This window comes from Streptomyces sparsogenes subsp. cuspidosporus, assembly GCF_039532705.1.
GTDB lineage: Bacteria > Actinomycetota > Actinomycetes > Streptomycetales > Streptomycetaceae > Streptomyces > Streptomyces sparsogenes.
In genome coordinates this window covers 202,870-228,409 of the sequence record NZ_BAAASD010000001.1, presented here as the reverse complement: position 1 = coordinate 228,409, position 25,540 = coordinate 202,870, and the positions used below count along the sequence as shown (strand labels likewise).

Annotated in this window: 4 protein-coding genes; all 4 read right to left on the bottom strand. The window is 75.3% G+C overall.

Going from position 1 to position 25,540, the window contains the following annotated elements:
- Window positions 1–221: 221 nt before the first annotated feature.
- From fabD to ABFY07_RS00725, 4 genes are read right to left on the bottom strand one after another with little or no spacing between them, the layout of a single operon-like run.
- On the bottom strand, window positions 222–3,446 hold the full coding sequence (fabD, locus tag ABFY07_RS00740; RefSeq protein ID WP_428836836.1) for an ACP S-malonyltransferase: 3,225 nt from the start codon (window positions 3,444–3,446) through the stop codon (window positions 222–224).
- Between the two features lie 31 nt (window positions 3,447–3,477).
- Window positions 3,478–21,732, bottom strand: coding sequence for an amino acid adenylation domain-containing protein (locus tag ABFY07_RS00735; protein WP_346172513.1), 18,255 nt, complete (start codon window positions 21,730–21,732; stop codon window positions 3,478–3,480).
- Window positions 21,733–21,743: 11 nt separating this feature from the next.
- The gene (locus tag ABFY07_RS00730; protein ID WP_346172512.1) at window positions 21,744–24,383 is read right to left on the bottom strand and encodes a type I polyketide synthase; all 2,640 of its coding nucleotides are present in this window, start codon (window positions 24,381–24,383) and stop codon (window positions 21,744–21,746) included.
- Window positions 24,384–24,405: 22 nt separating this feature from the next.
- Window positions 24,406–25,539, bottom strand: a complete 1,134-nt coding sequence (locus tag ABFY07_RS00725) for an adenine nucleotide alpha hydrolase family protein (RefSeq protein WP_346172511.1) — start codon at window positions 25,537–25,539, stop codon at window positions 24,406–24,408.
- Window position 25,540: the final 1 nt, after the last annotated feature.

The following is a 25,540-nucleotide window of genomic DNA, read 5'->3' as shown; positions in this document are numbered from 1 at the left end:
CCCGGATCCCCCACATTCCGCCCCAGGCCTTCACACACCGGCTCCAGGAGCTCGGCCGGGGGCGGCCCGGTCAGGAGGTGGTCGCCCGCCCGTGAGTTCCACCGGCCGGACGGTGGGCGTCAGGCCGGATCCACCATCACATCATTGTCGGACACGCCCGCTCACGGCACGGCCACCGGACCGCCGCGGGCCGGGCCCGCCCTCACCGCGCCACGGCCGCGTCACCGGGCCCCGGGGAAGGACCGCAGCCGAGTGGTGAGGTGTGCCGCCGCGCCCTCCATCAGGGTGTCGGCGATGGCCTCGACCGTGCGGGCCCGCCAGGGTTGCAGCGGGGTGTCGGCGACGAGGTGGTTGAACGCGCCCATCGAGGGGCCGCAGTGGATCAGGTAGTCGACCCTGGACCGGCCGTCGCCCGTCACCGCGAGCCGGAAGCCGCGGGTGAAGTAGCGGCGGAACACCTCCGCCAGTTCCGTCTTCGGGTCCGTGCCCGGGGGCGGGGTGGGGAGGGGTTCGCCCGCCAGGCAGCGGTCCAGCACCTTGCTCCTGGTGTCGTCGTCCAGTTCCGCGAGGGACGCGTGGCGGCGCCACAGCTCGTGCAGCTGGGAGGCCCGGGCGGGGAAGAACAGTCCGCGCTTGAGATAGCGCGCCCGCACGCCCAGTTCGAACATGTCGCCCCACGGGGCGGTGTCCACGTCGTACTCGTGCGCCGCCTGCAGCAGGTCCTTGACCTGCGCGCTGGTGGCCGCCTCGGCCGAGCACTGGTTGACCGAGCCGGTCAGCACGAAGTCCGCGCCGAGCAGGAAGGCCGCGGCCGCCGCCTCGGGCGTGCCGATCCCGCCGGCGCATCCCACGTGGACGTGGTGGCCGGGCAGCGCGATCTCGTCCCGCAGCCGGAGCACGGCGGGCAGGAGGGTCACCAGGTCGGCCGCGTTGCTCAGCCAGCCTCCGTCCGCCTCGACGCACAGGTCGTCCGCCATGGGCCGCCGGGCCGCGGCCCGGGCCTCCTCCTCGGTCACCTCCCCGTCCGCGAGCAGCGCCGCGACCAGGCGCTCGGGTGGCGGCGCGAGGAACGCGGCGGCCACATCGGTCCGGGACACCTTGGCCAGGATGCGTCCGCCCTTGAGCCGGAAGCGCACCAGCGCGGGCGTGATCAGCGGGAACCCGGAGGCCTCGACGAGGTCCACGCCGTGCCGCAGCAACAGGTCGACCAGCGCGGACTCCTCCTGCGGCGCCCGGTGCCGGTAGAGCAGGTTGACCCCGAAGGAGCCACCGAGGCCCAGGTCGCTGACCAGGTCGGAGAGGTGCTTGTCGAGCTCGGCCCCGGTGAGGCCGCCGGTGCCGAGGAAGCCGAGGAGCCCCGCCTTGGCCGACGCCCGCAGCATCTCCGGGCCGGATATCCCGCCGTAGAGCGAGCCCACCAGGTAGGCCCGCCTGAGCTGGTACCGCTCCCGGAAGCTCGCGGCACCGAGATCGTCCGCCGCGACCGCGATGCCCTGATGAGCGGCGGCCGGGGCCGCCAGGCGGGGTTCCGGGGCCACCGGGACGGGTGCCGGTGCCGCCCGGACGGGTGCCGGGGCCGGGGCCCTGGTCTCGGCGGGGGCGGCGGGCTCGGGACGGGCGGCGGGCACCGGGAGCGGCTCGGCGGCGGCCCGGATACGGGCGACGAGCTTGGTGAGCACCTGTCCGGGGCCGAGTTCGACGAACTCGAAGTCGCCGTGACCCATCAGCCCGCGCACGGTGTCGGTCCAGCGCACCGGGGAGGCGATCTGTGCCGCCAGCCCCTCCTTGAGGGTCGCCGCCGAGTACGGCCGGGCGTCCACGTTGGCCAGCACCGGGACGGCCGGGGGACGCAGGGCGAACCCGTCGAGGAACCGGGCGAACTCGTCGGCCGCGTCACGCATGTAGCGGGAGTGGAAGGGCGCGCTGACATTGAGCCGGACCGCCCGGGCTCCGGCCGCCTCGAAGGCGGTGCGGGCCGCGTCGATCTGCTCGCTCGGACCGGACAGGACGAACTGGTCCAGGGCGTTGTGGTTGGCCAGGTCGACGCCGTCGAGCCCGGATTCCGCGAGCACCCGGGCGATCGTCGCCTCGTCCGCCCCGACCACCGCGGCCATCGTGCCGCCGCTCGCGGCGGCCATGAGCTCGCCGCGCCGCCGCACCAGCCGCAGTCCGGTCTCGAAGTCGAAGGCCCCGGCGGCGAAGAGGGCCACGTACTCGCCGAGGCTGTGGCCGACCAGATAGTCCGGCGGCTCCGGGTCCTGGGCCGCCCGGTCGAGGTAGGACAGGGCACTGACCACGTACAGCGCGGGCTGGGTGAACTCGGTGCGGCCGAGCCGGCGCTCCGGGTCCTCGACGCACAGCTCCCGGATCGAGTAGCCGAGCACATCGTCGGCGATCGCGGTCTGCTCGGGGTACCGCTCGAACAACTCCTTGCCCATGCCCCGTCGCTGGGACCCTTGACCGGGGAAACCGTAGACCTTCATGTGGTGTGCCTTCCTTCGTGCCGTCGAGGGTGTTGCGGGGGCGGCGAGCGTCCGCACCCTGGTCAGCAGGCCCGGGTCGTAGCCGAACGGGCTGAGCATCGCCAGGGACCGGGCCCGCGTGCCCGCCGGCAGGTTGTGGCGCGCGAAGTTGTTGAGGGTTCCGGCGGGGCCGAGGTCGAGGTAGAGGAACTCGCCCCGGCCCCGCATCGTGGCCATGGCCCGCTCGAACTCGATGGGCAGCCGGGCCACCCGCCAGAAGTGCTCGGGGGTGGCACGCTCGACCGGCCGGCCCCCCACACAGGACACCCAGGGGATGCGCGGCGGCGCGAACTCCACCGCGCCGAAGGCGTCCCCGCACGCGGTGCGGACGGTGTCCATCAGCCGTGAGTGGTAGGCGTACTCGACCGGGATCCGCTGGTGCAGCACCTCGGCCGCGCGCAGTTCGGCCTCGGCGCGGGCCAGGGCCTCCTCCGTGCCCGCGACCACGAAGTGGCCCGGATAGTTGCGCGCGGCGATCTCGCACTCCCGCAGGGCGGGCACCCGGTCCAACACCTCCGGGCGGTCCAGCACGGCGAGCATGCCGCCCGGGGGTCCCGCCCGCAGGGCGTCGGCCTGGCGCACCAGCAGCCGCAGGCAGTCGAGCGGGTCGAGGCTGCCCGAGACGGCGGCCGCCGCGTACTCGCCCAGGCTGGCGCCGAGCAGGTGGTCCGGCTCGATGCCCTCGGCACGCAGGGTGTCCGCCAGGGCGAGTTCCATCATGACGATCGCCGGGTGGGTGATCCGGGTGTCGGTGAACGGCTCGTCCTTCCGCCTCGCCGGGTCGAAGACCCGGGCGAGCACGGACTCGCCGAGTTCCTCGGCGACCGCGGCGTCGTAGCGGCGCAGCGCCGTGCGGAAGGCCTCGTTGCCGTCGTACAGCTCCCTGCCCATGTGGTAGTACTGCGAGCCCTGCCCGGAGAACATGAAGACGACGGGCAGGGAGCCCTGGCGAGCCTCACCGGTCACCGCTGCCGTCCTCCCGGTAGGCGTCCCAGTACAGGCCCCCGCCGCCCGCCGCCGCCCGGGCGCGGGGGCGGAAGCCGTCCCAGAACAGGACGGCGCGTGGCGCGGGCGGCTCCGGGGTGCCGCGGACGACGACGCGGCGGTCGAGCGGGGGATGCGGCACCGGGCCGCGCCGGGCCTGGTGGCCGTGGGGCGCCGGGGCGAGCAGCAGGTGGGCGTTGGTGCCGCCGTCGGCGAAGCAGTTGAGCGCGGCGATGTCGCCCGTACGCGGCCAGGGGCGGGGCTCCCTGGGGAAGTACAGCGGGGAGGCGTCGAGGTCGAAGTGTTCCAGCGGCTCCTGACCGGAGCGGAAGGGCACCTGCTCCTTGTGGTGCAGCATCAGCACCACCTTGATGAACGCCGCGATGCCCTCCGCGGCCAGCGGGTGGCCGATGTTGGGTTTGACCGAGCCGAGCGCCACCGGCCGCGCCGAGCCCGACCGGTAGACGGCTTGTATCGCGTTGAGTTCGATCAGGTCGGTGATGGCGGACCCGGAGCCGTTGGCCTCGACCCACCCGATGTCCTGCGGGTGGTGGCCGCTGCGGGCCAGCGCCTCGGCCATGACCTCCCGCTGCGCCTCCGGATTCGGCGTGGCGGGGCCGGCGGTCCGGCCGTCGTTGTTGATCGCGATGCCCTGGAGGACGGCGAGGATCCTGTCCCCGTCGGCCCGGGCGCTCGCCAGCGGCTTGAGGACGACGGCGCCGACCCCCTCGCCGAGCACCACCCCGGAGGCCCGGCGGTCGAACACATGGAACTCCGCACCGGGATTGAGCAGGCCACGCTGACCGAACACCCGCAGCGCCCGGTCGTCCGCGAGCAGGCTGACGCCGGCGACCACGGCCGACTCGACGGCGCCCGCGTGCAGCGCCTGTACGGCCATGTCCATGGCCACCAACGCGGAGGAGCAGGCGGTGTCGACCACCAGGGCGGGCCCCCGGAAGTCGAAGTACTGCGAGAGGTTGGCGGCCAGGTAGTTCTGGCCGGTGACGGCCACCGGGTTCCGGGCCTGGTCCAGCTTCTCCCCGTCCGGGGTGTGGGTGGTCCGGCCGCCCACGTAGACGCCGATCCGGCGGCCCCGCAGCTCGGCGGGCCGGTAGCCGGCGTGGTGCAGGGCGCCGCTGACCTCCTCCAGGAGCAGCAGCGCCTGGGGGTCCATGGCCGCGACGTCCGCCTCGGACAGCAGGAACGACTCGGGGTCGAACCGCAAGACGTCCGGCAGCAGCCCCGCGTGGTGGTCGACGGGCCGGCCGAAGCGCCGCTCCGGGACGGGGCGCACCGCCGTACGGCCCTGCCGCAGCAGGTCCCAGTACTCATCGGCGGATTCGGCTCCGGGGAACCTGCACGACAGACCCACCACGGCGATCGGCCCGGCGGTGGGGCCCGGGGCCGGCTCCGCGCCGACCGCCGGCCCGGCGGCGGGCTGTGCCGTGGTCGCGGGGGCGAGCTGTGCCGTGGCCGCGGGGGCCGGTGCGGCGTGGTCCACCGCGCCGGGGGCCGCCGTGTCGGGGGCCGTCGTCCCGGAGTCTGCCGCGCCGGGGGCCGCCGTGTCGGGGTCTGCTGTCCCGGTGGGGGCGAAGACGGTGAGCAGCTCGTCCGGATACCGCTCGGCGAGGTACGCCGCGAACCCGTCGGCGGTCGGGTGCTCCAGCAGCGCCGAGGGGTCGATCGAGACGTCCAGCCGCTTGGCGGCGGTCTGCACCAGCTGGCTGATCATGATCGAGTCGACACCGTAGTCGTGGACCGGCACATCGCCCGCCAGCTTGGTCCGCTCGAACCGCAGCTCCCTGGCGAGTTCGTCGAGGAGCCAGGAGGCCATCGCCCCGACGGCGTCCTGGGCCGCCGCGGGGACGACGGGCCCGGTCGCGACGGGCCCGGTCGCGACGGGCCCGGTCGCGGCGGGAGCGGTCGCGGCGACGGTGGCTGAGGGCTCGACCGGGTCCCCGGGGGCCGGGGTGGCCGGCGCCGCGTCCAGGCGGCGGGCCGTCAGCCGCTCCGGCCGCCAGTCGGCACCCGGCCGCGGCAGCGCGGGCAGGACCACCCGGGCGCCGCTCGCCAGCGCCCGCTCCAGCAGGGCGAGCCCCTGCTCGTCCGACAGCGTGTCCAGCCCGGACGCCTGGTAGGCGGCGCTGCGCGCCTCCCCCATGCCGGTGTCCTTCCAGCTCGGCCACTCCACGCTGACCAGCGGCAGCCCGTACGGGCGGGCCTCGGCGACCGCGTCGAGATAGGCGTTCGCCATGGCGTAGTCGCTCTGGCCCACCGCGAGCGCGGGCACGGCGGCGGCGACCGAGGAGTACAGCACGAAGAGGCTCAGCGGCTCGTCGCGGAAGCACTCCACGAGCGCGTCGAGGCCGAAGATCTTCGGGCCGAGTACCCGGGCCATGTCCGCCTCCGGCTTCCGCACGAACGCCGGATTCCCGAAGTCGGTGAAGCCGGCGCTGTGGATCACTCCGCCGGCCGGGCCCAGTTTCCGCCGGACGTCGGCGAGCGCCCCGGCCAGGGCCGCCCAGTCCTCCAGCGGAACGGCCAGGACCTCCAGCTCCACGCCCTGCTCCACCAGTTCCGCGAGCGGGCGCAGCTTGCGGCCGAGCGCGGTGCCCGCGGCGATGTGCGCGGCCCACTCGGCCCGGGGCGGGAGCGGCTCGCGGCCGGTGAGCACCAGCTTGCGCACGCCGTGCCGGGCCACGAAGTGCCGGGCCGTCAGCAGCCCGAGGCCGCGGGTGCCACCGGTCACCCAGAGCACGTGGCCGGCCGGGAAGCGCGGCGCGTCCGAGGAGCCGCTCGGAAGTTCCCGCAGCTCCGCCCGGTGCCGGACGCCGTCGCGGTAGGCGATCTCGGCGTGCTCCGCGTCGACGCGCAACTCGTCGGCGGACCGCCGGCACACCTCCTCGTCGCTCGCGTCCCGGCCGAGGTCCACATGGCGGGAGCGGACGTGGCGGTATTCGCTCTGGAGCATGCGGTACAGCCCCGCCCGGGCGGCGCCACCGGCCCCGGGGCCCCGGGAGACCAGCAGGCAGCGCAGTTCGGGCCGGGCGTGATCCACCACACGCTGCGTCCAGCGCAGCCAGGTGAGCAGCGCGTCGCGCTCGGGCGGGGTGTCCGCCCCGGCGCAGCCGGCCAGGTCGACGACGGCGTCGAAGCGGTCCCAGGCGGTGCGGGGGTCGGCCAGGTCGGCGGCGAGCCGGTCGGGGGTGAGCACCTCGGCGCCGGGCAGGGCGGTGGCGAGGCGAGCGGCCTGCGCCTCGGTGCCCGGCGCGGTCAGTACGGCGGTCCGGCCGGGCAGCTCGGTCCGGCCCGCGGGCTCGGCGGGGACCCACTGCCTGGCCAGCAGCCGGGCCCCGGCGGCCGGGTCGGGGTCCGGGAGGGCCAGTTCGGCCTCGACCGCCGCCAGCCGGATCCGGTCGCCGCCGAAGGGGTAGCCGGGCAGGGCGACCCGGCGCGGCCGGCCGGCCGGGTGCAGGGCCGGCCAGTCCACCGGGCGGCCCTGCGTCCATGCGGCGGCGTACGCCGCGGGGTCGGCCGGGGGCGTCTCGCCCGCCGGGGGCCGGCGGAGGTCGGCCACCCCGGTCCAGCAGTCGGCCGGTCTGCCGCCGGCGGCGAACTCCTCCAGGCTCGCGGCGAGTCCGGGAAGGTCGTGGAAGAGCAGGGCGAGCCGGTGCTCCATGGCCTCGCGTCCGATCTGGAGGGTCCAGGCCACCTGCTGCGGCGCCGCCCCGGCGCCCTCGGCGCGCAGGTGCGCGGCGAGGCGGCGGGCCTGCGTGGCGAGCCGGCCGGCGTCCCGGGCGGAGACCACCGCGAGCTGCGGCCCGGCCGCCGCGCTCGGCGGCCGCGGGTCGTCGAGGTGTTCCCGCAGGACGATGTGCGCGTTGGTGCCGCCCGCGCCGAACGAGCTGACCCCCGCCGTCCTGGGCCGCACCGTGCCGTCCGCCAGGACCCGGCGCGGCCACGGCGCCGGCTCGCGCTGGACCCGGAACGGGGTCCCCTCGAAGTCGATGTCCGGGTTGAGCCGGTCCGCGTGCAGGGAGGGGGCCAGCTCCCCGTGGCGCATCTGGAGCAGCACCTTGGTGACGGCCGCGATCCCGGCGGCCGACTCGGCGTGCCCGATGGCGGACTTGACCGAGCCGATGGGCAGCCGCTCCGGCGGGTCGTCCCCGAAGGCCCGCCGCATTCCGGCGACCTCCACGGGGTCACCGAGTGCGGTGCCGGTGCCGTGCGCCTCCAGGTAGTCCAGGTCCGCGGGGCGCAGCCCGGCCCGGTCGAGCGCGGCGCGCACCAGGTCGCCCTGCGCCTTCGGGTTGGGCACGCTGAACCCCTTGCCGGTGCCGCCGTGGTTGACGGCGGAGGCCTTGACCACGGCCAGCACGCGGTCGCCGTCGGCCAGCGCCGCGTCGAGGCGCTTGAGCAGCACGGCGCCGGAGCCCTCGGCCGGGACGTATCCGGTGCCGCCCTCGCCGAAGCTGCGGCAGCGGCCGTCCTCCGAGAGGAAGCCGCGCTGGGCGAGCTGGAGGTACTTCACCGGGTGGCTGGTGATGTTGACCCCGCCCGCGACCGCGACCTCGCAGTCACCGTTGCGGAGGGCCAGGCACGCCTGGTGGATGGTGACCAGCGAGGAGGAGCACATGGTGTCCAGGGCGACGCTGGGCCCGGTGAAGTCGAAGAAGTACGAGACCCGGTTGGCCACCGAGGCGTACGACGACGAGGTGGCGATCCCCGTGCCCCGCAGCGCGTCCCGCACCCCGTAGAGCTGGTAGTGGCCGTACATCAGGCCCACGAACACCCCGGTGCGGGAGCCGCGCAGCTGTTCGCGGGTGTAGCCGGCGTCCTCCAGCAGGTGCCAGACGGTCTCCAGGAACACCCGCTCCTGGGGGTCGATGTGTTCGGCCTCGATCTGCGACATCCGGAAGAACAGCGGGTCGAAGCGGTCGGCGCCCCGCACGAACCCGCCCCACTTGCCGTAGGTCTTGCCCTGGGCGGCGCGGTCCGCGTCGTAGAACCGGTCGTGGTCCCACCGGTCGCCGGGCACCTCTTCGACGCAGTCCCGGCCCGCCCGCAGGTTGCGCCAGAACTCCTCCACGTCATCGGCCTGCGGGTAGCGGCCGGCGACGCCGATGATCGCGATGTCGTGGTCGCCGGCGGCGGCCGGGGCCGGGTCGGCCGCGGCCCGCTCGGGCCGCTCGGGCTCACGCGCCTGCGCGACGGGCACGGCGGGCGCGGCGGGCGCGGCAGCCTCGGCGGGCGCGGCAGCCTCGGCGGCCTCGGCGGCCTCGGCGAAGGCGTCCGGATAGGCCGAGGCCAGGTGGTCCGCCAGTTCGTCCACCGTCACGTACTCGAACAGCAGGGTCTTCGACAGCGGGCCGACACGCTCCTCGAGCCGGCGCACCACGCTCATGGTGATCAGCGAGTCGACGCCGAGGTGGTCGAAGGGTTCGGTGACGGCGATCTCCGCCTCGGGGAGCTTCAGCTCCTCCGCCAGGATCCGCAGCAGCACCCGCTCCGCCCCGGCCCGGGCCCCTGCCCGGTCGCTGTCTGCCCGCCTCGACGTGGTGGCGGACTGCGGGCCCTCGCCGCCCGCCCGGGGGTTCTCCGCCCGGGGGCCGTCCGCCGCGCCGTCGAGGGCGGCCAGGATCCGGGCCGGGTCGCCCGGGGCGAGCAGCAGCCTCGGCGCGGTGCCCGCGAGCGCGCGCTCCAGCGCGTCCAGCGCCGGGCCGGTGCGCAGCGTACGCATGCCGAGCACGCGCGCCATGTGCTCCTCGGCGGCGGCGTCGACGCGCATACCGCCGTCGGCCCAGACCGGCCAGGCGGCGGCCAGGGTACGGCCTTGCCGCGCGCCGAGGCGGCGCCGCTCCTCGCGGCGCTCGGCGAAGTGGTCCAGGAACGCGTTGGCGAAGGCGTAGTCGGTCTGGCCGGCGTTCCCGAACACCGCCGCCGCCGAGGAGAACACCACGAAGTAGTCCAGCGGTTCGTCCCGTGTCGCCTCGTCCAGCAGCACGGTGCCGTGCACCTTGGCGGCCAGCACCTCCTCCGCGGCCGCCCGGTCCTTGCCCAGCAGCAGGCCGTCCCTGAGGACCCCGGCGGCGTGCAGGACACCGCCGACCGACCCGTGGGCCCGGCGGGCCTCGTCGAGCAGCGTGCGCACCTGTGCCGGGTCGGCCACGTCGGCCCGGACCACGCGGGCGCCGATGGCCTCGATACGGGCGCGCGCCGCGGGGCCGGGCTCGGTGCGGGACGCGAGCACGATCCCGCCGCCCGCGGCTCCCGCCGCGCGCCGCACGGCGGCGATGTGCTCGGCGAGTAGCAGGCCGAGCGCCCCGGTGCCGCCGGTGATCACCTGCACCCCGGGGCCGGTGAACGCCGATCCGTCGGCGCCCGGCAGGTCCACCCGGCGCCAGGCCCGGCGGGTCCGGCCCGCCGCGTCGATCCGCACCTCGGGGTCGCCCCCGGCGCCGAGTTCGGCGGCCACCGCCTCCGGGAGCGCGACGCCGTCCGCGACGGCCAGCACGCCGAAGTCGACCGCCGGGTGTTCCTGGCGCACCGAGCGGGCGAACGCGGCCATCGCCGGGTCGGCCGGCGTGGCGGCCGGCTCCCGGTAGGCGTACAGGTAGCGCAGCGCTCCGCGCCGCCGTCGCTGCCAGGTCCGGAGGAAGGCGGCGGCCAGGTGGAAGCCGCGCTCGACCGCCGCGCCGGGCGTCGCCTCGTCCCCGGCCAGGTGCACCACATGGGCGGGCAGGTCCGCGGGGAGTGCGGCCACGGCCGCGTCGGCGTCGAACCCGGCCGCGTCCGGCTCGATCCGTCGCACCGCCGCGCCGGCCGCGGTCAGGGCCGTGCTCACCGCCGTCCCCTCCGGGCCGGCGGCGAGCAGCAGCACCGTCCCGGCCGGCTCGCGCCGGTCGCGCGGGGCCGGCCGCCAGACCGGCTCGAACGCGGCCACCGCGGTCGCGTCCGCAGGTGCCTCGGTGGGCGCCCCGGGTGCCGCCCGGAGCGTGAAGGCGTCGATCGCGACGACCACTTCCCCGGTCTGATCCAGCAGCCGGACGTCGAAGACGAGCGTTCCCGCCGGGGCCGGGCGCGCCGAGCGGGTGGCGTAGGCGTAGGTACGCTCCGGCAGTGGCGCGTGGCGCCGCACCGACCCCAGCGAGTACGGCAGATAGGGCACCGGTGTCCCGGGGTCCCCCGCGCCGGACGCCAGCATGCCCGCCGTCTGGAGGGCCGCGTCGAGCAGCGAGGGGTGGAACACGTAGTCGTCCGCGTCGGCCCGCCGCCCGGGGGGCAGGCTCAGCGTCGCCAGCGCCTCCTGGTCGCCCACGGCGAGTTCCTCGATGGTCCGGAAGCTCTCGCCGTAGTCGAAGCCGAGCCGGGAGAAGCCCGCGTAGGCGCTCGCGCCGTCGTGCACCCGCCCGCAGCGGGCGCGCACGCCCGCGAGGTCGATACGGGCGGGGCGGCCCTCCGGCTCCCCGAGGAGCAGGGTGCCGGCGGCGTTCGCCCGCGCGCCGTCACCGGCGCCGCGCACCTCGAAGGACGCCGTGCCGCCGGCGGGGGTGACCCGTACCCGCAGCTCCCGCGCCGTGCCGGGGGCGAGGCGGACCGGTGCGGCCCACACCAGCCCCTCGACGCCGCGCACGGGGCCACCGGTGGCCAGTTCGCCGGCCAGCCGGGCCATCTCCAGATACGCCACGCCGGGCAGCACCGGCGCACCGCCGACGACGTGGTCCCTCAGGAAGAACTCCTCCCCGGTGAGCGTCTTGGCGAACACGTGCTCGCCGGCCGGGGTGCCGGAGGAGGCGTCGGCGTCCAGCAGGGTCGGGTGCGGCCGGGCGGCGGCCGGCGGGGGCGCCGCCTCGGCGGAGGCGCCCGGGGTGACCCAGTGCCTGGTCCTGGCGAAGGGGTACGAGGGCAGGTGCACCCGGCGGCGGGCCGCGCCCCGGTGCAGTGCGGCCCAGTCGACCTCGGCGCCCCGGACCCAGTCGGCCGCGAGGGCCGCCAGGTTCTCCGTCCCGGCGGCCTCCGCCCGGGCGACCTCCCGTGCGGTGGGGTGGGGTTCGGCCCGCCCGGTGCGCACCGCCGAGGGGCGCCCGGCGAGGTACGCGGACAGCTCGGCGCGCAGCTCGGCGGTGCCGGTGGCGGCCACGGCGAGCCGGTGGGCCATGGGCTCGCGCCCCACTTGGAGGGTGTAGGCGAGGTCGCCCGGCGGGACGTCGTGCTCGTGCAGGTGGTCGGCGAGCCGCCGGGCGGCGTGCCGCAGTCCCTGCGGGTCTCGGGCGGAGAGCACGAAAAGCTCCTCGTGCGCCGCCTGTTCGCGGGCGTCGTCCTCGTGGGACACGGTCGGTTCCTCCAGCACGATGTGCGCGTTGGCCCCGCCGAAGCCGAAGGAGCTGACCCCGCCCCGGCGCGGCAGTTCGCGTCCGGAGGCGTCGTGGGGGCGCGGCCAGGGCCGGGCGGTGGCGGCGACCTCGAAGGGGCCGCCGTCGAGTTCCAGGTAGGGGTTCTGCCGCCGGAAGTGCAGGCTGGCCGGAATGGTGCCGTGCCGCATCGCGAGCGCCACCTTGAACAGACCGGCGATACCCGCCGCGGCCTCCAGGTGGCCGATGTTGGTCTTGACGGACCCGATGGCGCAGCCGGGCGTCCGGTCCGCCGGGGCGTCCGCGCGCAGCCTGCGGAAGGCGGTGCTCAGTCCGGTGGTCTCGATCGGGTCGCCCAGCGCGGTGCCGGTGCCGTGCGCCTCGATGTAGCCGACGGTCTCCGGCGGGACACCGGCCGCCCGGTAGGCCTCGACCAGCAGGTCGGCCTGGGCGTCGGGGTTGGGGGCGGTGAGCGAGGTGGTCCGGCCGCCGTGGCCCACCGCGACCGCCTTGATCACGGTGTGCACGGCGTCGCCGTCGCGCCGCGCCCGGTCGTGGGACTTGAGCAGCACCGCGCCCGCGCCCTCGCCGCGCACATAGCCGTCGGCCCGGCTGTCGAACGCCTTGCAGCGGCCGTCGGGGCTGAGCATCTCCCCCTGGCTGAGCGCCTCGTACACGGTGGGCGACAGGATCAGGCTGACGCCGCCGGCGATCGCCAGGTCGCAGGTGCCGTCGCGGAGCGCGGCGACGGCCTGGTGGACGGCGGTCAGCGAGCCGGAGCAGGCGGTGTCCACGGCGACGCTGGGGCCGCGCAGGTCCATCAGGTAGGAGATCCGGTTCGGGATGATCGACAGTGCCGCGCCGGTGAGGGTGTGGCCCTCGGCGCCGCGCCCGGCCGACCGCTGCACCTCCAGGTAGTCGGAGTTGGTGACCGCGACGAACACCCCGACGCGCTTTCCGGCCAGCTCGGACGGGCGGTAACCGGCGTCCTCCACCGCCGACCAGGCGACTTCCAGCATGAGCCGCTGCTGGGGGTCCATCAGTTCGGCCTCGCGCGGCGAGATCCCGAAGAAGGCGGCGTCGAAACGGTCCACATCGGGCACGAAGCCGCCCCAGCGCGAGCGGGAGCGCGGCTGTTCGCGCCAGTCCCAGCGCTCGGCGGGGATCTCCCGCACCAGGTCGTCGCCGGCGGCCAGGTGGGTCCAGAACTCGCCGAGGTCGGCCGAGTCCGGCAGCCGCCCGGCCATGCCGATCACGGCGATGTCGGCGGCGGCGCCCCCGCCCCGCTCGCCGTCCCCGGCGCCCGCCTCCCCGGCCGCTGTGGCGGGGGCCGGCCGCTCCTCGGCGGGCGCCTGGGCGGGTGCCTGGGCGGGGGTGCCGAACCGGGCGGCCAGCGCGGCCGGATGCTCGTCCCACAGGTGTGCGGCCAGCGCGTGCACGGTGCCCTTGCGGTAGAAGAGCGTGGGGTAGACCTCGATGCCGTACGCCTCGCGCAGTCCGGCGCTGAGCGCGGTGAAGCCGACGGAGTTCATGCCCACCTCGCCGAGCGGGGTGTGCGGGCCGATCTCCTCGAGGCCCAGCCCGACCAGTCCGGCCACCATCGCGGTCAGCTCGCCGACGAGCGCCTCCGTCCGGCCCTCGGGCGCGGCGGGCGCCCGCCGCGGGTCGGCCTGCGCCGCGCCGAAGCGTGCCCGCAGTTCGCCCGGCGGCAGTGCGGCCAGGGTGGCCCGGTCGATCTTCCCGTTGAGCGTGTACGGGAAGTCCGTCACCCGGATCAGGGCGTCCGGGACCATGTGGTCGGGGAGCCAGGCGGCGAGCCGCTCCCGGGTGGGTTCCGCGGCGCCGTCGGCGAGCGTGTAGCAGGCGAGCAGCGAGTGGGCGCCGCCGCCTCCGCGGCGGGCCACGACCACTGCCTCGCGGACGCCGTCCAGACGGCGCAGGGTCGCCTCGATCTCCTCCAGCTCCACCCGGAAGCCGCGCACCTTGACCTGGGAGTCGATCCTGCCCAGGTACTCGATCCGCCCGTCGGCGAGTCGGCGGACCAGGTCGCCGGTGCGGTACATCCGCGCGTCGGGGTCCCCGGCGTACGGGTCGGGCAGGAAGCGCTCGGCGGTGAGCGCGGGTTGGCCGAGGTAGCCGGCGGCCACTCCGTGCCCGCCGATGTACAGCTCACCGGCCACCCCGGTGGGGGCGGGACGGCGGGCGCTGTCGAGCACGTACAGCCGGGTGTTGGCGATGGGTGTGCCGATGGTGACCCGTTCGCCGGGGGCCAGCCGGCTCGCCGCCGACCAGATCGTGGTCTCCGTCGGCCCGTACAGATTCCACACCGCGCGGTTGCCGGCCAGCAGCGCCTCCGCCAGGTCGGCGGGCAGCGCCTCCCCGCCGCACAGCACGGTCAGGCCGGGGTCCCCGCGCCATCCGGCGGCCAGCAGCATGCTCCAGGTGGCCGGGGTGGCCTGGATGACGGTGGCGCCGGCGCGTTCGACGGCCTCCCGCAGCCGCAGCCCGTCCCGGGCGGTCTCGGTCGGCAGCACCTCCACGGTGCCGCCGGTGATCAGCGGCAGGTACAGCTCCAGGGCGGAGATGTCGAAGCAGACCGTGGTCAGGGCGAGCAGGGTGTCCTGGGGGCCGAATCCGGGCTCGCGCGCCATCGACCACAGGAAGTTGACGAGCGCGCGGTGGGGCACCTGGACGCCCTTGGGCCGGCCGGTGGAGCCGGAGGTGTAGAGGACGTACGCGATGTCCTCCGGCCCGGCCGGGCCGGGCGAGGGCGCGGCCGGTGGCCGCTCGTCCCCGTCGATCAGCAGCCGGGGCACCCCGCCGGGCCCGGCGGGAACACCGGAGTGGGTGAGCATCAGGTGCAGCCCGGCGTCCTCGGCCATGTAGGCGAGCCGCTGCGGCGGGTAGGACGGGTCGAGCGGGACGTAGACACCTCCGGCGGCCTGCACGGCGAGCAGCGCCACCGGCAGGTCGGCGTCGCGCGGCAGCAGCACGCCGACGGTGCGGCCGCGGCCGACGCCGGCGGCGCGCAGCCGCTCCGCGAGGTCCCGCACCCGCTCGGCGAGCCGGCGGTACGTCAGTTCGGTGCCCTCGCAGCGGACCGCGACGGCCTCCGGCCGCGCCTCGGCCTGGCGTGACACCAGCTCCCAGACGGTGGCGTCGTCGGGGTACGCGACGGGCTCGGGCGGGGCGAGCGCCGCCTTCTCGTCCTCGGTCAGCAGGTCGAGATCGGCCACCGCGGTGTCCGGCGCTGCCACCGCGGCGGTCAGGAGGGTGACGAAGTGGGCCCCGAGGCGCTCCGCGGTGGAGGTATCGAAGAGGTCCGGGTCGTACTTGAGCGTGTACCGGCAGCCCTCGGCCTCCTCGACCACCTCCAGGGTCAGGTCGAACTCGCCCTCCTGGTGGACGCCCTCGACCGGGCCGAGCACCAGGCCCTCGTGGCGCGCGTCGCGCACCCAGTTCTGGAAGTAGAAGGCCACGTTGAACGGGGTGGCGGGAGCGGCGGGGTCGGCGCGCCGCAGCTCCTCGGCGAGGGTGATCAGCGGGTACGCGCTGTGCTCCAGCGCCTCCAGGGTGGTCCGGTGGACCCGGCCGGCCAGGGCGCGGAAGGTGTCCTGGTCCTCGATCCGCTCGGCCAGCACCACCATGTTCATGAAGTAGCCGAGGACGTCGTCGTAGCCGCTGGGCGGCCGCCCGGCGGTCGGCGTTCCGACGGCGAGGTCCCGCTGGTCGCCGTAGCGGCGCAGCAGCCCGAAGTAGGCCGCGAGCACCACCGCGAACAGCGATGTCCGCTCCGTCGAGGCGAGCGCGCGGGCGGCGTCGGCCACTGCCGCGGGGATGCGGCCGTCCACGCTCGCGCCCTGGTAGCGGGGCTCGGGCGGACGCGGCCGGTCCAGCGGGAGCGGCACCGTCGTCGCCCGGCCGCGCAGCCGGCCCAGCCAGTGGTCGCGCAGCCGCCGGCCCTCGGGCCCGGCGAGCAGGTCGCGCTGCCAGGCGGTGAAGTCGGCGTAGCCACGGGCCGGCCGGTCCGGCGGCAGCGGAAGGCCCCCGCGCACGGCGCGGTAGCCGCGCTCCAGCTCGGCCAGCAGCAGGGCGATGGACACCCCGTCGAACACCAGGTGGTGGAAGGTCAGCAGCAGCGCGTGGCGGCCGTCGCCGAGGGTGTACAGCGTGGCGCGCACCAGCGGTCCCCGGCCGAGGTCGAAGGGGCGCCGCAGGTCGGCGCGCATGCGCTCGCGGACCTCGGGTTCGTCGCGGGAGGTCAGGTAGACCTGGTGGAACGGTAGTTCGGGCTCGGCCGCGATCCGGACGTACGGCCCGTCGTCGGCGGCTCGGACGGTGGCCCGCAGTTCGTCGTGCCGGTCGATCAGGTCCTGGAGCGCCACGCGCAGGGCCAGGACGTCGAGGCCGGGGTCGAGCCACAGGGCGAGCGGCAGGTTGTAGGCGTAGGTGCCGGGGGCGATCTGCTCGATCACCCACAGCGCGCGCTGGCCCTGCGACAGGGGGTGTCTGGAGGCCTCCGCGTCGGTGCGGGGCCGCAGGACCAGTTCGGCCGCGGCGGCGGCCCCGGACGGCCGGGTCCCGTCCGCGCGGGTCCCTTCCGCGCGGGTGCCGTGCGTGCCGGGTCCGTCCGTGCCGGGCGCGGCCGGGGCCGTACGGTCGGGCAGCTCCGCCGGGGCGGGCGCCGGGGCCCCGGGGCCCTTGGCCGCTTCGGAGAGCCAGTATTCGGCCAGGTGCGCGGCCAGCTCGCGCAGGGTGGGCCGTTCGAAGAAGTCACCGAGCGGGACGGTGACGCCGAACGCCTCGTCCACGGCGGCCACGATCTTCATGCCGCTGAGCGAGTCGAATCCGTAGTCGGCCAGCGGACGGTCCGGGTCGATCCGCTGCTCCAGTTTCAGGACGCCCTCCACCAGCTCGCGCAGCCGGTCGGCGACCGCGTCGGCCGCGACCGCGTCCGCGTCGGCCGCCGGCGTGCCGGAGGCCGCGGTGCCGGGCGTGGGGTGAGCGGCCGACCGGGCCGCGCCGGGCGCCACGCCGTCGCTCTCCGCGACCAGCACGCTCTGGCCCAGGCCGGCGTCTTCGGCGCCGAGGGTCCTGACCGTCGTGAAGCCCTCCTCGTGCAGCAGCCGGCGCCAGCTCTCCGGCGAGGCCAGTGGCGAGTCGGGCAGCCGCAGCTCGGCGTCGTCGAACGCCCACCAGCCCTCCAGCACGCCGCCGCCTATGGTGAGCAGCGGGCGGGCCCGGGTCAGCTCGTTGAGCACCAGCCAGCCCCCGGGCCGCAGCAGCGCCTTGGCCTTGCGGAGGGTGGCCCGCAGGTTGCTCGTGGCGTGCACCACGTTGGTGGCCAGTACCAGGTCGGCCGAGCCCGGTGCGAAGCCCTGGTCGGCCGGCTCGCGCTCCAGGTTGAGCACCTCGAAGCGGGTGAAGGGGTAGCGGGCCGCGAACCGTTCGCGGCCGTGCTCCAGGAAGCGCGGCGAGATGTCGGTGAAGACGTAGCCGACCCGCCCCGGGTGCTCGGCCAGCACCGGCAGCACGCGCTCGCTGGTGGCGCCGGTGCCCGCGCCCAGCTCCACGACCTCGACCGGCCGGCCGTCCGCCGGCCGGGGCGGCCGGACGTCCAGGAAGGCGCGGACGGCCGTGCTGACCATGCGGTTGAAGGAGTCGGTGAGGGGGTTGCCCCGGTAGAAGTTCTGGACGAGCGCCATCGAGGTGCCGGGGAACATGATCTCGGTGGCGTTCACCTCGCCCCGCAGGATGCGCGGGTACTCCCGCAGGAACAGCCGGTTGAGGGTGACCGTCGGCTCGATGTCCGGGTACGCCGCCGCGATCCGGTCGAACTCCGCCTCCCAGCGCGGCGCGGACTCGGCCTCGTCCACCCCGTCCACCGCGGCCGTGGTGGTGACCCGGTCGCCGTCCCGGCTCAGGAAGCCGGCGTCGGCCAGGATGGTGAGCAGCGCGTCGTGCAGCCGCCGGAACCGGTCGAGAATACGCAGCCGGACCCGCAGCTCCTCGGCCCGGTGCCGCTCCCCCGGGCGGTGGAAGACGCCCATCCGCTGGTAGACGCCGAGCAGCAGGGCCGCGGAGACCTCCTCCAGCTCCTGGTAACCGGCGAGCACCCGGGTCGCGCCCGGGTCGGTGGCCGCCTCGGCGTCCAGGCGCGCCGCCCCGGCCAGCGCGGGCACGTGGCCGCCGGGCAGCAGCTCACCGTCGTACGCGGCGTCATGGCCCATGGACTCCAGCGCCCGGCGGCCGGCCCTGATCGGCATGGCCTGCGGCAGGCCGCTGCCCAGGATGCGGGTGGCGGCGGCGATGCCCTCGGCGGGGCCGAAGGCCTCGATGCCGAGCCCGGCGAAGATGTCCTCCAGGCCCGAGCGGGCGCCGGAGCCGACCTGGCCCCAGTAGCCCTGGTTGATCACCACGACGGGGAAGTCCAGCCGCTCGCGCAGGAACAGTCCGTAGGCGTCCTCGGTGGCCGAGGCGCAGATGTACGCGCCGTTGCGGGCGAACGCCCCGAAGGAGCCCGCCGAGGAGAACAGAGCCAGGAAGTCCAGCGGCTCCCCGGCCACGGCCGCGGCCAGCGCGACCGCGCCCTCGGTCTTCACGCCGGTCACCGAGGTGAAGGCGGCCTCGTCGAGGTCGGCGAGCCGGTGGTCGTCGAAGACCATGGCCGCGTGCACGACTCCGTGCAGCGCCCCGAAGCGGCGGTGCGCCTCCGCCACCGCCGCCGCCACGTCCTCGGCGGAGCGTACGTCGCCGCGCACATGCACCGCGTCCCCGCCCGAGGCGCGGATCTCGGCGAGGGCTCGCCGCTGCGCGGGTCCCGGTTCGCGGCGGCTGAACCAGACCAGCTTGGCGCGGTGGGCGCGGGCCAGGTGCAGGCTCAGCTCGCGGGAGATGCCGCCGGTGCCGCCGATCAGCAGGTAGACCCCGCCGTCCCGGAACACCGGCCCGGCGTCGGGCAGGGTGACCTTGCCGAGCCGGCGGACGTACCGGACCCCGCCGCGCACGGCCACGGTGCGGCCGGCCACCTCGAGCGGCTCGGCCAGGATGGCGTCCACCACGGCCCGCAGCCCGGCGTCCCCGGCCGACTCGGCCGAGGCGATGTCGATTCCGGCCACCGCGAGGCCGGGCCGTTCCTTCGGTGCCACCTGGAGCAGGCCGTGCAGGCCGGCGGCGAAGGGGTTCTCCACGGCGCCGCCGGCCACCGGGTGCGCGTCGCTGGTGACGACCACGACCCGGTCCGCGCCGCCGGCCCGCAGCAGGTGGAACAGGGCCAGCGAGCCGTGGCGGACGTGGTCGGTCACTTCGGCGGCGCCGACCCCCTCCGGCACCCGGGCCACCCCGCCGAGGTGGTAGACCAGGTCGGCCTCCGCGGCCCGGTCCTGCCAGGCCGTCAGGGGCTCGCGGTCCAGCCGCACCAGTTCCACGCGGGCGGCCGGGTGGCGGGCCGCGATCGCCTCGCCGAGCCGGACCGACGCCTCGGTCACCAGTACGGCGACCCGCTCGGCCCGGGGCGCGGGCGGTGCGGCGGGCGCAGGGGTGGCGCGCACCCACAGCGGGCGGTAGAAGTCCGGCGGTTCCGTGCCCGGGTCCGCCGGCGCGGGGGTGCCGATCGCGCCCCGGGTGGCCGGGGCGTTCCCCACCGGGCGGGGCCCGGGGATCCAGTAGCGGTCGCGGGCGAACGGGTAGGAGGGCAGCTCGACGCGGCGGGCTTCGGCGGGTGTGACGCGTGACCAGTCGATCTCGGCGCCGGTCACCCAGCGCTCGCCGACCGCGGCCAGGTCACGCCGCGTCAGCGCCTGCTCCAGGGCGGTGGCCTCGGCCTCGGTGAGGGGGGCCGCGCCGGCCCGCGGCGCCCGGCCGGTGGTGATCCGGTCCGGGTCCTCGCCCGCCGCGTAACGCTCCAGCAGCTCGGCGGCCTCGGCCACCGATCCGGCGGGCAGGGCCAGGCGGAACTCGTGGGCGGTACGGCCCGCCTGGAGGGTGTGGGCGACATCGGCGAGCCGGAGGGACGGGGCGCCGGCGGACGCCGTGGGCGTCCGGGTGGGGGCCACCGCCCGGGCCATCGCCTCCAGGTGGTGTGCCGCCGGGACGCTCGCGGGCGGCTCGGCGCCCAGTTCCTCGGCCAGCAGGGTGTGCAGTCGGGCGCGCTCGGCCACGCCGAAGCCGTAGTCGGCCAGATCGGTGGTGAGGTCGAGGTCGTCCGGCGCCACGCCGATCGTCTCGGCGGCCAGGCGCAGGCACAGGCTCCGGGCCTCGTCCAGCGCCCCCGGGTCCGCGGATCCGGCGGACGGGGTGCCGCGGCGCAGGAAGGCCGCCAGGTCGCCGGCGTACGCCCGCAGCCGGTCCTCGCTCTTGGCGGAGACCACCAGCAGCTGCGGCGCGTCGTCCGCCGCGGGCCGCGGCGGGTCGGCCGCCATGTACTCCTCCACGATCAGGCAGGCGTTGGCGCCGCCGCCGCCCAGGGAACTGACGAGGGCCCGCCGGGGCTGCTCCTCGGGGGCGCCGTCCGCGCCGGGCCGGACGGCTCGTGGCCACTCGGCGAGGGTCTGCTGCACCGCGAACGGCGTGGCGGCGAAGTCGATGTCCGGGTTGGCGGGCGCCGAGTGCAGCGACGGCACCAGCATCCCGTGGCGGAACTGCAGCAGGATCTTGGTCAGGCCCACGATGCCGGCCGCGGACTCCAGGTGGCCCAGGGCGGACTTCACGGAGCCGATGGCGACGGTCCGCCGCGCGCTGTCGGCGTCTGTGTTGGTGTCGGCGTCGGTGTCGGTGTCGGTGTGGGTGTGGGTGTTGGTGTCTGTGTTGGTGTTCGTGTCTGTGTTGGTGTCGTTCCGGCCGCCGAACACCTCGGTCAGGCCCGCGATCTCGATCGGGTCGCCGAGCGGGGTGCCCGTGCCGTGGGCCTCCACGTAGCCGATGGTGTCCGCGGGCACCCCGGCGCGCCCCAGCGCCGCTCGGATCATCCGGGTCTGGGCCGCCGAGCTGGGCACGGTGTAACCGCCGGTCTTGCCGTTCGCGTTGACGGCCGAGCCCCGGATCACGCCGAGGACGCGGTCCCGGTCGGCGATCGCCGCCGACAGCGGCTTGAGCAGGACGGCGCCCACCCCCTCGCCGTCCACGAAGCCGTCCGCGTCGGCGCCGAAGGCCCGCAGCCGGTCGCCCCGTGAGATCATCCCGCGCCGCGCCAGCGTGTGCAGGTGTTCCGGATGCAGGATGAGGTTGACACCGCCGGCGATCGCGGCGGCGCACTCCCCGCGCCTGATGCTCTCGCACGCCAGGTGGATCGCGGTGAGCGAGGCCGAGCAGGCGGTGTCCACCGCCATGCTCGGGCCGGTGAAGTCGAAGAGGTAGGAGACCCGGTTGGCGATCGTCCAGTGGTTGGCGCGGGCGTCGGTGGTCACGCCGCGCGCGGCGGCCTCGCCGCCCAGCCACTCGTAGTCGTTGTTCATCACGCCCACGAACACCCCGACCGGCCCCTGGGCGGCGAGCCGGGCCGCCGGCCAGCCGGCGTCGTCCAGGCTCGCCGCCGCGGTCTGGAGGAAGAGGCGTTCCTGGGGGTCCATCGCCTCGGCGTCGGCGGGCGAGATCTGGAAGAACAGCGGGTCGAAAGCGTCGACGTCGTCGATGAACCCCGCCCACTTGCTGTAGCTGCCGCGCACCCCTGCCGGATCGTAGTGCGCGTCGGCGTCCCAGCGGTCGGCAGGCACCTCACGGACGCAGTTCCGGCCCGCGGCCAGGTTCTCCCACAGTTCGCCGACGGTCGCGGCCATCGGGTAGCGCCCGGCCACGCCGACGATCGCCACACTCTCGCCCGACGGAGCCGAGCCGGCCCGCGACAGCAGCGCGGCCAGAAGTTTTCGCTTGTCGTCCACGTCGCTCTCTCTCACAGATCCTCGGTGCCGGCCTGCCTGGCCTGGGCCTTGCGCGCGCGCCGGGAGACGGGGGAGGCCGCCTCGGCGGCCCGGTCCCGCGGCCCGGAGACGAGGCCCATCAGCTCGGCCAGGTTGTCCACGAAGGCGCGGATGGTCGGGAACTCGATGAAGGAGGTGGGCGGGACGGCGAAGTCCACCTCCTGGCCGAGCTTGGCGACGACCTCGATCAGCACCAGCGAGTCGACTCCCATGTCGAACAGGTTGGAGTCGAGCGCCACGCGCTGACGGCCGCCGAGCAGCCGGCCGACCTCCTCGACGAGCCAGTCGGTGATCAACTCGACGTTCCGCGCCGGGTCGCCGGGGTCGAACCGCGCCGTCAGCCGTCCGGGGCCGTCCTGGGCCGGCCCCGCGGTGGCATGGCCGGGATCGACCCAGTGCCGGCGCCGCTCGAACGGATAGGTGGGCAGCGGCAGGCGCCGGACCTCGCTGCCGGCGTGCACGGCCGTGAAGTCGAGCGCCGCGCCCCCCACCCACTGCGCCGCGGCGAGCGTGAGGAGGTGGCCCAGGCCGGCCGGGCCGCCGTCGGCGGGCGCCAGCCGCAGCAGGGGCCGCCCGTCGCGGTCGAGTTGCTCGACCAGGGCGGCCGGGTCTCCCGCGCCGGTCCAGTTGCCGGGCTGCCGGCTCTCCTCCTCGGTCATCCACCCGCCGGTGCGCGGGGAGAGCACGGGCAGCCGGGGCGGTGTCGGCCGCGGGGGCTCGGCGCCCTCGGCGAGGGCGAGCGCGTCCGGCAGCGGGAGGGCTCCGGTCAGTGCGGCGGCCACCGCGAGGCCGGTGCCGGTGGCCGCCAGCCCGCCCGGGGTGACGCCCCAGTCGAGGAGGGTGGTGGCGAGCGCGTACTCATGGCCGAACGCCGCGCGCGCCCCGCCCTCGGCGAGCAGCCCGTCCGGCTCCCCGGCCCTGGCCAGGGCGGTGGCGCAGGCCTCGACGGCGGACCGGTAGGCGGGCACCGACCGGTACAGCTCGCGTGCGTCCGCCTCGTCTGCGCCGGTGCCGGTCAGGACGAGGACGGGAGCGCTCGGCTCCCCGTCGGCCACCCCCCGCAGCAGGCGCTCCTCCTTGCCGAGTGCCAGCGCCATGGCGGCGTCCCGGGTGCCGTCGGCCACCAGGGCCAGCCGGTGGGTGTGCCCGCGGCGGCCGAGGCCGAGGGTCGCCGCGACGGCGCCGAGGTCGAGCCCGGGGTGCTGCCGCAGATGGCGGGCCAGGGCGGTGGTGGCACGGCGCAGCCCGGCCTCGGACCGGGCGGACAGGACCAGCAGTTCGCGGTCGCGTCCGCGCGGGGCCTCGTTCCTGGCGGGGGGCTCCTGGAGCACCACGTGGGCGTTGGTGCCGCCGATGCCGAAGGAGCTGACGCCGGCCCGGCGGGGTCCGTCGGTGGCCGGCCACTCGGTGGTGCTGGTGGTGACGTAGAAGGGGCTGGACTCGAAGTCGATGTCCGGGTTGGGCGAGGTGAAGTGCAGGCTCGGCACCAGGCTGCCGTGTTCGAGCATCAACGCGGTCTTGATCAGCCCGGCCATGCCCGCGGCGGTGTCCAGGTGGCCGATGTTGGTCTTCACCGAGCCCAGTCCGCAGAAGCCGGTCTCCTCGGTGCCCTCGCGGAACGCCCGGGTGAGCGCGGCGACCTCGATGGGGTCGCCGAGCGGGGTGCCGGTGCCGTGCGCCTCGACGTAGCCGATGGTGTCCGGGGACACGTCGGCGATCTCCTGGGCGTCGGCGATGACCTCGGCCTGCCCGGCGATGCTCGGCGCGGTGTACCCGGTCTTGTTCGAGCCGTCGTTGTTGACCGCCGCCCCCTTGATGACGGCGTGTATCCAGTCGCCGTCGGCGAGCGCCGCCTTCAGCCGCTTGAGGACGACCACGCCCGCGCCGCTGCCGATCACGGTGCCCTGGGCCGCGGCGTCGAAGGCGCGGCAGTGGCCGTCCGGGGAGAAAATCATGCCTTCCTGGTAGTGGTAGCCCTGGCCGGGAGGAGCCAGGTGCACCGCGCCGACCAGGGCCATGTCGCACTCCCCGCCGAGCAGGGCGAGGCAGGCGGAGTGCACGGCGACCAGGGAGGTGGAGCACGCGGTGTTGACGCTGAGGCTGGGACCTCGCAGGTTGAGCTTGTAGGACACCCGGGTGGCCAGGAAGTCCTTGTCGTTGGCCAGCATCAGCCGGTAGTGGTCGACGGAGGAGGCGGCCCGGTAGCGCTCGCTCAGGTTGTGCAGCAGATAGGTGTTCATGCCCGCGCCGGCGTAGACGCCGATGTGGCCCTCGGTGCGCTCCGGGTCGTAGCCGGCCCGTTCCAGGGCGGTCAGGGCGCACTCCAGGAAGATCCGGTGCTGCGGATCGAGGATCTCGGCCTCGTCATGGGTGATCTGGAACAGCTCGGAGTCGAACAGGTCCACGTCCGGGATGCCCTGGCCGGCCTTCACATAGCGGGGGTCGGCCAGGTGTTCGGCGGGCACCCCGGCGGCGAGCAGTTCCTCGTCGGTGTAGCGGGTCAGGGTCTCCCGGCCCTCGCGCAGCACGTCCCAGAACCGCTCGATCGAGTCCGCGCCGGGGAAGCGGCAGGCCATGCCGATGATCGCGACGTCGGCGTCGGAATGGGTCATGGTGTTCCTTCCTCCTCTTCCGTCAGCCCAGCCGGATGCCGAGGTCGTCGGCGACCGAGCGCATGTCGAGGAAGCTGCGGGCGACGAACCGGGCGGCGTCCTCGGACGCGTCCATGTGCTGGAACAGGTCGACCAGCGTCCGCTCGTGCTCCTCACGGCTGCCCTCACCGGCGGCGATCGCCATGACCACCCCTCCGAGCCGCTCCTCCACGCCGGCGAGGTCGAGGGTGCGGGGGAACTTGATGCTGAAGGTGTTCCGGGCCTGGTCGCCGTTGCGCCGCACCGCGCGCACATGGCTGGCCGCGTTGAGCTTGTAGAACATGCAGTCCCAGTTCTTGAACGAGTAGTAGTTCAACAGCGGGAAGAGGGTGCAGTGGGTCTCCAGTGGCGAGGAGTCGTACAGCCCCTTGGCCTGAAGTTCCTCGACGATCCGGTCCGGGTCGTACTCGTTCCGCATGGCGATGAACGGGAACACGATCTTCGGCAGGTCGTCGTCGTCCTCGAAGAGCAGGTCCTCCAGCCGCTCGCCGAAGAGGGTGCCGGTCAGCCGCTCGCCGAAGGTGTTGTAGAAGCCGCGGACGATCTCGCGGACGTTGGACTCCATGGTGAGGATCTGCTGCGGGTCGGCGCACAGCGCGATGTACGGGATCCGCCGCTCGTGGGCGGTCAGGATGGCCCGCAGGACGAAGAAGGTCCGGCAGGAGACGCAGGGCAGCTTCTCGTCCAGGTACCGGCCCGGCTTGGCCGGTGCGGGGCGGTTGAACACCTCGCGCATCATCAGCTTGATGTTGTCGTCGTCGGCGTCCAGCAGGTAGGTGGCCGGGATCTTCTCCCGGGCGAGCGCGATGTTCTGGGCCGCGTGCACGCTCTCGAACGGCACGTCGAAGGTGTAGGCGAGCACCCGCTTGCCGTACTCGTTGACGAACTTGTCCAGCATGTATGTGCTGTCCTTGCCGCCGCTGTACATGAACAGGCAGTCGAACTCGCCGGCGGCCGGCGGGGCCTGCTGGAACTCGGCGAACACCTCGCTGGTGTAGTGGTAGTTGACGAGCAGGTCCTCGGCGAAGTCGAGGTTGCAGAGATTGCACACCTGCTGGTCGTCGAGCACTACGCCGGGGTGGTCGGCCCCCAGCGAGCAAACCGTGCAACGGGACACG

Coding starts and splice junctions, on each gene's coding strand:
- ABFY07_RS00730 (WP_346172512.1), bottom strand. CDS start 24,383: ATGACCCATTCCGACGCCGACGTCGCGATCATCGGCATGGCCTGCCGC.
- fabD (WP_428836836.1), bottom strand. CDS start 3,446: ATGTTCTCCGGGCAGGGCTCGCAGTACTACCACATGGGCAGGGAGCTG.